This is a genomic window from Clostridium sp. 'White wine YQ', assembly GCF_028728205.1.
Lineage (GTDB): Bacteria > Bacillota > Clostridia > Clostridiales > Clostridiaceae > Clostridium_T.
Genome location: NZ_JAQYUU010000016.1, coordinates 23,141 through 32,042 on the forward strand (window position 1 = coordinate 23,141; position 8,902 = coordinate 32,042).

Consider the following 8,902-nt stretch of genomic DNA (forward strand, 5'->3'; position numbering starts at 1 on the left):
AAAAATTTTAAATGGTAAGATTATTAATGTAATTTCATGGAATAATAATAGGTAGAAACAAATGTTTCTACCTATTATTATCTAAAAGTAAATTTCCCTAAAGTGTTTATTTTGTCATTTTCTTTGATCAAAATATCATATAAATTTAAGTCAAGAGTATTACATAGGGATGTTAAATAGAAGAGATTGTTACCAATTTCTCTTTCTACTATTTCTCTACAACTATCACACAATTGTCCCTCTAAGTGTGATTTTAGACAATTATCTAAGTTTTCTAGTGAATCTTGATCAGAAGGTAGTATTTGGCGAGAAGCATTTATTTTAATGCAACCACAATTAGTTACTGCTTTTGTTACAGCTCTGTTAACTTTTGATTGGGATTCAGAAAGTTTGCTTAATATATCTAAAATACTTTTATGCCTTAACAAGGATTCATTTACAGAGTTTTGGAAATCATCAAAAATTACATCTTTCATGCTATCAACTCCTCACATGGTTGTTATGCTTATATTAATTATAAATATTTTAATACATTTTTGTCAATAATAGTTAAATGGGGTGAAGTAGGATTATGTATTTATGATAATTCAATTTTCTTTTTTTTGATAGGGGGATAATAATTTGAAAAATGAATTGAATTAAATTAAAATTATCTAAATATTAATATATAATCGCCGGGAATGTGATATAATATTAAAAAAATGATAAATATCTAAGTTTTTAAATGAAGGAGGTGAAAAGATGTTAAAGAAGATATTAAGAATAGTTTTTTCTGTAATTGGGCTTATTATTGGATTCATAATTGGAGATGCTCTTTTGAAAATTGAAGTGATTGCTGATTTGGGATTTTTCGCAAATTCAACTTTCGGTAAGGTATCATTTTTAGGACTTATAACTGTTTTATTTGGAATTATATTATTTTTGTTATCACCATTTATTTATAATGGAATTACTAGGCTAATCGAATATGTAGAAAAAAGTATGCAGCGTTTAAGTGCTTCAGAGATAATTTTTGGAGCTGTAGGTGCAATAATTGTACTTATTATAACAACACTTATATCGCTACCTCTTAATAAACTATACCCTATAATTGGGCCTATAATATTTACTATGGTAAATATTATAGCAGCGGTTATAGGTGCAGATGTTTCTATAAAGAAAAAAGAAGATATAACAAATTTACTTCTTTCAATTAAAAAAGGAACAAAGGAAAAAAAGTCAAAAGTAAAAGGAATAGCAAAAGTTTTAGATACATCAGTTATAATTGACGGAAGGATATTTGATATTTGCCAAACTGGATTTGTCGAAGGTCCATTGGTTATTCCAAGTTTTGTTTTGGATGAACTTAGACACATATCTGACTCTTCAGATTCTTTAAAAAGAAATAGAGGAAGAAGAGGACTTGATATACTAAATAAAATTCAAAAAGAATTGGCTATAGAAGTTGAAATATGGGAAGGGGACTTTCCAGAAATAGCTGAAGTTGATTCTAAATTACTTAAGCTTGCACAAAAATTAAACGGCAAGGTTGTAACAAATGATTATAACTTAAATAAAGTTGCTGAATTTCAAGGAGTTCCAGTTTTAAATATAAATGAACTTGCTAATGCAATTAAACCAGTTGTAATACCAGGTGAAGAGATGAGAATACAAGTAATTAAAGATGGTAAGGAATCCGGCCAAGGAGTTGCTTATCTTGATGATGGTACTATGATAGTTGTTGAAGGCGGAAGAAGATTTATAGGTGAAGAATTAGATGTTGTTGTTACTTCAGTTCTTCAAACTGCTGCAGGTAGAATGATATTTGCAAGACAAAAAGAAGCATAATAGTTGGGAATGAAAAAATATGAATAAGGTAGTTGCTGTTATAGTTGCTGGTGGAAAAGGTAAGAGGATGTCAGCAGATATAAGCAAACAATTTATTGAGTTAAAAGGAAGACCAATCTTATATTATACACTTGATAAGTTTTTGAAAAATGAGAATATAGATAAGGTTGTACTAGTTCTACCAGAGGATGAAATAGAATACTGTAAAGAAAATATTTTAGATAAATATAACTTGAATGTATGGAAGCTAGTTCCTGGTGGGAAGGAAAGAAGTGACTCCGTATACAATGGATTGAAATCCATTGAGGGTAATACTGAAGTAGTTTTGATTCATGATGGAGCTAGACCATTTGTTTCTAATGAAATAATAGAAAATGGAATAAAATATGCTAAATTATATGGGGCAGCAGCATGCGGTGTAACTCCAAAAGATACAATTAAAGTGATTGGAGAAAATGGATTTTCAAAAGAAACGCCTAATAGAAACACCTTATTTGCTGTTCAGACTCCGCAAAGTTTTAAGTATAATTTGATACTAAAGGCACATGAAAGTGTTAGAGAAAAGGGGACCGTAGTTACAGATGATACTATGGTAGCTGAACTTTATGGCGAAAAAGTATTTTTATATCATGGAGATTATAATAATATAAAAATAACAACGCCTGAGGATTTAATTATCGCTGAAAATTTAATTTGATTTTAGCATGTTGTTGACAGGATTATTAAAACTAGATATAATAAAAAACAAAAATTAATATGCAAAGCATTGAAGAAGAATAGTAGAAACTACTTTTCAGAGAGAGAATCCTAGGCTGTGAGATTTTCACCTGTTTCGAACCCGCTTCGGAGTTGTAGGCAAAAACTATCGGTTTAATACCGTTAAAATTACTAGAGTACAAATTTAGGTGGTACCGCGACTATAAGTTCGCCCTAATACAGGGTGGACTTTTTTTATTTTTAATTAGAAATAGACTTGGAGGTATTATTAATATGAAGATGTCAAATATGTTAGTATCTACATTAAGAGAAGTGCCAGCAGAAGCAGAAATAGAAAGTCATAAACTTATGTTAAGAGCTGGTCTTATGAGAAAAATGGCTGCAGGAATATATAATTATATGCCATTAGGATTAAAGGTATTAAGAAACATTGAGCAAATAGTAAAAGAAGAAATGGATAATGCAGGAGCACAAGAGTTCCTAGCATCTGCTATGCTTCCAGCTGAATTATGGCAAGAGTCCGGTAGATGGGATGCGTATGGAGCAGAGATGTTCAGATTAAAAGATAGAAATGCAAGAGATTTTTGTTTAGGACCAACACACGAAGAAGTGTTTACAGATATAGCTAGAAATGAAATAAAATCATATAAACAATTACCATTAACTTTATATCAAATTCAAACAAAATATAGAGATGAAAGAAGACCTAGATTCGGAGTTATGAGAAGCAGAGAGTTTATAATGAAAGATGCTTATAGCTTTGATAAAGATCAAGAAGGTTTAGATTTAAGTTATGATAAAATGAATGCTGCATATGTTAAGATATTTACTAGATGTGGATTAGATGCAAAATGTGTTGAAGCTGATTCAGGGGCTATTGGTGGATCAAACTCAGCTGAATTTATGGTTAAATCTGAAGTAGGGGAAGATGATGTAGTATTCTGTACAGCCTGTGATTACGCAGCTAATATAGAAAAGGCTCCATCAACACCGGAAAAAGAGGAAGCAACTGATTTAAAAGAAATTGAAAAGGTAGAAACTCCAAATGTAAGAACTATAGATGAATTAATAAAATTCTTTAATACTACAGCTAAGAAATTTGTTAAAACTCTTATTTATAATGCAGATGGTAAGATAGTTGCAGTAATGGTTAGAGGAGATAGAGAAGTTAATGAAACAAAAGTAGCAAATGCTTTAGGCGGAGTTATAGAACTAGAGATGGCAAGCGCAGAAGATGTTGTTAAGGCAACAGGTGCAGCAATAGGTTTTGCAGGACCAATAGGAATAAAAGTTGATGAATTATTAGTTGATAATGAAGTATCAAACATGTACAATTTTATTGTTGGAGCTAATGAAACTGGATATCATTTATCAAACGTAAACTACGGAAGAGATTTTGACGGAAAGCTTGGAGATTATAGAAATATAACTGAAGGGGAAATATGTCCTCATTGTGGAGCTAAAATAACTATTTCAAGAGGAACAGAAGTAGGACACATATTTAAGCTTGGAACAAAATATTCAGAATCTATGAATGCTAATTTTATTGATGAAAAGGGAGAATCAAAACCATTTATCATGGGTTGTTATGGTATAGGTGTAACTAGAACTATGGCATCAATAATTGAGCAACATCATGATGAGAATGGAATAATATGGCCAATATCAGTTGCTCCTTATCAAGTTTCAGTAATTCCAGTAAATATTAAAGATGAAGCTCAAATGAAAGTTGCAGAAGAAATCTATAATAAACTTAAGAGTATGCATGTAGAAGTAATTATGGATGATAGAAATGAAAGAGCCGGAGTTAAATTTAAGGATTCTGATTTAATAGGAATTCCTATGAGAATAACTGTTGGTAAGAAGATAACAGATGGACAAATTGAATTTAAGCTAAGAAATTCTTCAGATATTGAAGTAATTAATATAGATGAAGTATATAATAAAGTGAAAAATCAATTAGTTTAAAATAGTTTAGATATAGAAAATACAAAAGGAGGTAAAAAATGAGGCTATATAATACATTAACGAGAAAGAAGGAAGAGTTTATACCTATAACTCCAGGAGAGGTAAAGATGTATGTGTGTGGGCCAACGGTATATAACTTCTTTCATATAGGAAACGGAAGAACTTTTATAGTATTTGATACTATTAGAAGATATCTTGAATATAGAGGGTATAATGTTAAGTTTGTACAAAACTTTACTGATATTGACGATAAATTAATTACTAAAGCAAATGATGAAGAAACAACATTAAAAGAAATTGGAGATAGATATATTGCTGAGTATTATAAAGATGCAGATGGATTAAATATAAAAAGAGCTACAGTTAATCCTAGAGCTACAGAATATGTTAACCAAATAATTTCATTTGTTGAAGAGTTAATTGAAAAAGGATATGCATATGAAGTTGATGGAGACGTATATTTTAAAACAAAGAATTTTGAGAGTTATGGAAAACTTTCAGGACAAAGTTTAGAAGACTTACAGGCAGGCGCTAGAATATCAGTAGATGAAAGAAAGCAAGATCCAATGGATTTTGCAATATGGAAAGCATTAAAACCAGGTGAACCAGGTTGGGATTGCCCATGGGGTAAAGGAAGACCAGGCTGGCATATTGAGTGCTCATGCATGGCGAAAAATATTTTAGGTGATACTATAGATATACATGCAGGTGGTTCAGATTTAGTATTCCCTCATCACGAAAATGAAATAGCGCAAAGTGAAGCACTAACAGGTAAGCCATTTGCAAATTACTGGATGCATGCAGCGTTCCTTAATGTTAATAATCAAAAAATGTCTAAGTCTTTAAATAATTTTCTTACTGCAAGAGATGCGCTTGAAAAATATGACGCAGATGTAATAAGATTTTTAATGCTATCAGGGCATTATAGAATTCAGCTTAATTTCTCTGATGATCTTTTGGATTCGGCAAAGGCATCAGTAGAAAGACTATACAATGCTATATCGAATTTAGAAAGCTTATTAGATGAAGTAAGAAGAGAAGAAATTAGTGAAGATGAAAAGAAATACTTAGAGTCTCTAGATTCATATAGACAAAGATATATTGAAAAAATGGATGACGATTTTAATACAGCCGATGCTATTTCTGTACTTTTTGATTTAGCAAGAGATATTAATTCAAATGTTACAGTAGAATCTTCAAAAGGATTAGTAAATGGTGCATTAAGCATAATTAGAGAATTAGGAAATCCATTAGGAATACTACAAAAGTCAACTAAAGTTAGCTTGGAAGAAGAAGTAGAAAAGCTAATAGAAGAGAGACAAAATGCAAGAAAGAATAGAGATTTTGCATTGGCTGATAAAATCAGAGATGATTTGAAGGCTAGAGGCATAATTTTGGAAGACACCCCTCAAGGTGTAAGGTGGAAGAAGATATAATATTTAAGAGAGCTGTAAAAGCTCTCTTTTTCTATAGAAAATTAATAAATCATACTTAGGTCAGTATTTATTTAAATGTTGCATAAGTAGAAACATTAACTACTATTTACAAATGTGATATAATTAAAAGGTTAAATACAAAATAAAGGAGAATCTATTTTGGATAATTTACTTTATGAAAAATTTTCAAGTGAAAAAGCTCGTAGGTTGAATCCGCTTCAACTTGCATTTGTAGGTGATGGAGTTTTTGAAACTTTTATAAGGAATTATATATTAAATAAGAACTGCGAGTTATCGGCACATAAACTTCATTTAGAAGCAATTAAGTATGTAAAAGCTCATGCACAAAGTGAAATAATAAAGAGAATAGAAAAAGAGCTTACAGAGGAAGAATACTATATATATAAAAGAGGAAGAAACACTAAATCAGCAACTGTTCCTAAGAATGCGGATGTAACAGAATATAGAGCAGCTACAGGTTTTGAAGCTTTGGTAGGATATCTATATTTGATTGGTGATAAAGAAAGACTAAATTTTATTTTACTTAAATCTGTTGAAGAAAATCTTATAAAGGAGAACTAGCAATGAAAAAGAGATTTGAAGAAAAGAGAAATGACACTAAAAGAAATGAAACAAAAAGAAATGAAACAAAAAGATTAGAAGATAGAAGATCAGAAGATAGAAGATTTGATAGAAACAGTGATAATGGTGAACTAAAACCAATGAGAGAGGATTTAGTTGAAGGAAGGAATGCTGTTATTGAGGTACTTAAGTCTGACAGAACTATAGAATACATAATGGTAGCTAAAGGTGATGTAGAAGGTTCAATAAAACAAATAATAAAGTTAGCAAAAGATAAGAGAATTGTAATTAAAGAAGTTGATAGAAAGAAATTAGATTCAATGACTGAAACAGGAGTTCATCAAGGGGTTATGGCTATTGTTACTCCGTTTAAATATTGTACTATAGATGAAATATTAAAGGTTTCAGAAGATAGGAACGAAAAACCTTTTATAGTGGTGTTAGATGAAATAGAAGATCCACATAATTTAGGATCAATAATAAGAACTGCTGAATTATCAGGAGTTCATGGTATAATTATTCCTAAAAGAAGAAACGTAGGAGTGACTCCAACAGTATATAAATCATCTGCAGGAGCTGTTCAATATATGAAGATAGCAAAGGTAACTAATGTAAATGTAGCAATTGATGAACTAAAAGAAAAAGGATTATGGGTATATGGTGCAGATATTGAGGGGGAAGAGTACAGTTATTCAGAGGACTTCTCTGGAGCTTGCGCGATAGTAATAGGTAGTGAGGGTAGAGGTATATCAACTCTTACATTAAAAAAATGTGATAAATTAGTTAAAATACCTATGGTGGGTAAAATAAACTCTTTAAACGCTTCAGTTGCAGGTGGTATAATGATGTATGAAGTACTAAAATCTAGAATAATAAAAAAATAGATCTGAGAGTGATGGGGTTTGAAGAAAATATATATTGATGGATATAATGTAATAAACTCTTGGCCCAATTTAAAGAAAGCCATAACCTATAGTTATGAGGCAGCAAGGCAAGAACTTATTGAGATATTGCAAAATTTTGCGAATTTTGATGATTGTAATATAGAAATCGTATTTGATGCTCATAAAGTTGGCGGAAATTTAGAAAAAAAAGAGATTATTGATAGTAAACTAACTGTTATTTTTACAAAGGATGGAGAAACGGCAGATAGCTATATCGAAAGAAGTGTAAATGAATTAGGTAGAAGATTTGAAATTTGGGTTGTTACATCAGATTGGCTTGAACAGCAAACAATATTTCAAAGAGGGGCCACGCGTATTTCAGCACTGGAATTTTATCATGAGACTATTCAAATGAAAAAAGAAATAAAATCTGAAACTGAGAAGATTACAAAGGGGAAAAAGAATTTACTTGAAGATAGCTTAGATGAAATGGTTTTAGAGAAATTGAATAAAATAAGACGAAGTAGGTAAACAAAATTTTATTATTGTTTAATTATGGTTATTTGCTTGCAAAGGGGGGATTGTCATGGAGAATAGGAAAAAGCCTATCAAAGATTTTGTGGAATTCATAGATTTGGCAGATGAAGAGATAGTTGTGAAAGCTAAGAGTGGAAATGCTAGAGCACAAGAATACATAATAAGTAAATTTCAGAGTTTTGTAAAAACTAAGGCTAAATCATATTTTTTAATAGGCGCAGACAAAGAAGATATATATCAAGAAGGAATGATAGGCTTATATAAGGCTATTAGAGACTTTAATCCTGACAAACTTTCATCTTTTAGAGCATTTGCAGAATTGTGTGTTACTAGACAAATAATAACTGCAATAAAAACAGCAACAAGACAAAAGCATATACCACTTAATACCTACGTATCACTTAATAAACCAGTATATGAAGAAGAATCTGAGAGAACTTTATTAGATATATTATCAGGACTTAAGATAACTGATCCAGAAGAACTTATAATAAGTAAAGAAGAAATGGAAAGAATAGAAAAAGAGATATCTAAAGCTCTTACAGAACTTGAAATGGAAGTTCTTACTTCATATCTGGATGGAAAGTCATATCAAGAAATAGCATGTGATTTAGATAGACATGCAAAGTCCATAGACAATGCATTGCAAAGGGTTAAGAGAAAATTGGAAAAATGCCTCAATTATAGTAATTAAATTATATTATATATTGACAAATGAATATTGGGATAGTAAACTTTATAATTGGTATATATATGATATACATATATATACTTAAGTTGCTCACGTAGCTCAGTCGGTAGAGCGTCGCCTTGGTAAGGCGGAGGTCGTCGGTTCAATCCCGATCGTGAGCTCCAATTTTTTCTAAAAACTAAACGCTAGGCAAAGTTTATTAAAAAAAGTTATAAGGAGGAATCAAACAATGTCAAAGGCAAAATTTGAAAGAAACAAAC

Annotated in this window: 9 protein-coding genes and 1 tRNA gene; 9 read left to right on the plus strand and 1 reads right to left on the minus strand. The window is 30.7% G+C overall.

All coding sequences use genetic code 11. The features are described 5' to 3' along the window. Nucleotides 1-77 precede the first annotated feature (77 nt). Nucleotides 78-476 (minus strand): DUF1573 domain-containing protein, encoded by a 399-nt coding sequence (locus PTZ02_RS19405; RefSeq protein WP_274229379.1) that lies wholly within the window; start codon nucleotides 474-476, stop codon nucleotides 78-80. 265 nt (nucleotides 477-741) lie between these two features. Here PTZ02_RS19405 and PTZ02_RS19410 point away from each other — a divergent pair, with 265 nt between their 5' ends. The 9 genes from PTZ02_RS19410 to PTZ02_RS19450 all read left to right on the plus strand — a co-directional run bounded on the left by PTZ02_RS19410 (nucleotide 742) and on the right by PTZ02_RS19450 (nucleotide 8,806). Next, nucleotides 742-1,827: a PIN/TRAM domain-containing protein gene (locus PTZ02_RS19410; RefSeq protein ID WP_274229380.1), complete on the plus strand. Its 1,086-nt coding sequence runs from the start codon at nucleotides 742-744 to the stop codon at nucleotides 1,825-1,827. Between the two features lie 19 nt (nucleotides 1,828-1,846). Further along, entirely contained in the window at nucleotides 1,847-2,524 is a 678-nt protein-coding gene (ispD, locus tag PTZ02_RS19415; protein WP_274229381.1) for a 2-C-methyl-D-erythritol 4-phosphate cytidylyltransferase, read from the plus strand. Between the two features lie 293 nt (nucleotides 2,525-2,817). Then, entirely contained in the window at nucleotides 2,818-4,512 is a 1,695-nt protein-coding gene (locus PTZ02_RS19420) for a proline--tRNA ligase (RefSeq protein WP_274229382.1), read from the plus strand. Between the two features lie 38 nt (nucleotides 4,513-4,550). Further along, a complete protein-coding gene (cysS, locus tag PTZ02_RS19425) occupies nucleotides 4,551-5,948 on the plus strand; it encodes a cysteine--tRNA ligase (protein ID WP_274229383.1) in 1,398 nt (465 codons plus the stop codon). Nucleotides 5,949-6,107: 159 nt separating this feature from the next. Next, a complete protein-coding gene (locus PTZ02_RS19430; protein ID WP_443112630.1) occupies nucleotides 6,108-6,530 on the plus strand; it encodes a Mini-ribonuclease 3 in 423 nt (140 codons plus the stop codon). Nucleotides 6,531-6,670: 140 nt separating this feature from the next. Next, the gene (gene rlmB / locus PTZ02_RS19435; RefSeq protein WP_274229387.1) at nucleotides 6,671-7,414 is read left to right on the plus strand and encodes a 23S rRNA (guanosine(2251)-2'-O)-methyltransferase RlmB; all 744 of its coding nucleotides are present in this window, start codon (nucleotides 6,671-6,673) and stop codon (nucleotides 7,412-7,414) included. Nucleotides 7,415-7,432: 18 nt separating this feature from the next. Continuing rightward, nucleotides 7,433-7,945: an NYN domain-containing protein gene (locus PTZ02_RS19440; RefSeq protein ID WP_274229384.1), complete on the plus strand. Its 513-nt coding sequence runs from the start codon at nucleotides 7,433-7,435 to the stop codon at nucleotides 7,943-7,945. A gap of 55 nt (nucleotides 7,946-8,000) precedes the next feature. Then, a complete protein-coding gene (sigH, locus tag PTZ02_RS19445) occupies nucleotides 8,001-8,645 on the plus strand; it encodes an RNA polymerase sporulation sigma factor SigH (protein ID WP_274229385.1) in 645 nt (214 codons plus the stop codon). Between the two features lie 85 nt (nucleotides 8,646-8,730). Further along, nucleotides 8,731-8,806 (plus strand) — tRNA-Thr (locus PTZ02_RS19450). The last annotated feature ends 96 nt before the right edge of the window (nucleotides 8,807-8,902 follow it).

What these genes read in the sequence shown, in the direction of transcription:
- cysS (WP_274229383.1), top strand. Translation starts at nt 4,551, where the DNA reads ATGAGGCTATATAATACATTAACGAGAAAGAAGGAAGAGTTTATACCT.
- rlmB (WP_274229387.1), top strand. Translation starts at nt 6,671, where the DNA reads ATGAGAGAGGATTTAGTTGAAGGAAGGAATGCTGTTATTGAGGTACTT.
- PTZ02_RS19410 (WP_274229380.1), top strand. Translation starts at nt 742, where the DNA reads ATGTTAAAGAAGATATTAAGAATAGTTTTTTCTGTAATTGGGCTTATT.
- sigH (WP_274229385.1), top strand. Translation starts at nt 8,001, where the DNA reads ATGGAGAATAGGAAAAAGCCTATCAAAGATTTTGTGGAATTCATAGAT.
- PTZ02_RS19405 (WP_274229379.1), bottom strand. Translation starts at nt 476, where the DNA reads ATGAAAGATGTAATTTTTGATGATTTCCAAAACTCTGTAAATGAATCC.
- PTZ02_RS19420 (WP_274229382.1), top strand. Translation starts at nt 2,818, where the DNA reads ATGAAGATGTCAAATATGTTAGTATCTACATTAAGAGAAGTGCCAGCA.
- ispD (WP_274229381.1), top strand. Translation starts at nt 1,847, where the DNA reads ATGAATAAGGTAGTTGCTGTTATAGTTGCTGGTGGAAAAGGTAAGAGG.